The organism is Priestia sp. SIMBA_032, from assembly GCF_046535215.1.
Taxonomy (GTDB): Bacteria; Bacillota; Bacilli; order Bacillales; family Bacillaceae_H; genus Priestia; species Priestia aryabhattai.
The window spans coordinates 1-236 of sequence record NZ_JAWRXD010001559.1 but is presented as its reverse complement, the minus strand read 5'-3'; the positions used below and the strand labels follow the sequence as shown (position 1 = coordinate 236).

At 69.5% G+C, this 236-nt stretch carries 1 protein-coding gene; it reads right to left on the bottom strand.

Annotation, left to right across the window (positions count from 1 at the left end; genetic code table 11):
• A partial coding sequence (locus SB717_RS39525; RefSeq protein ID WP_410908793.1) for a helix-turn-helix domain-containing protein occupies nucleotides 1–225 on the bottom strand: 225 nt, incomplete at its 3' end.
• Nucleotides 226–236 lie beyond the last annotated feature (11 nt).

Sequence of the window (236 nt, the reverse complement as noted above, 5' to 3'; positions counted from 1 at the left end):
CTGGAGGTCCATGATGACCAGATCGGTCGGGAACGCGTCGCTGTGGACGAGTTCGAGCCAGCTCGCCGCGCGGACGACGAGGTCGAACTCCGGGGCGTTCCGCTCGATCCAGGAGGCCAGGCTGTCGAGCAGGATCTCGTGGTCGTCGAGGATCGCCAGGCGGATGCGCGGCTCGGACGGGGCTGCGGGGGCGCCGGCGGTCGGATCGGAGTGCGGAGGAGTCATCGTCTTCTCCC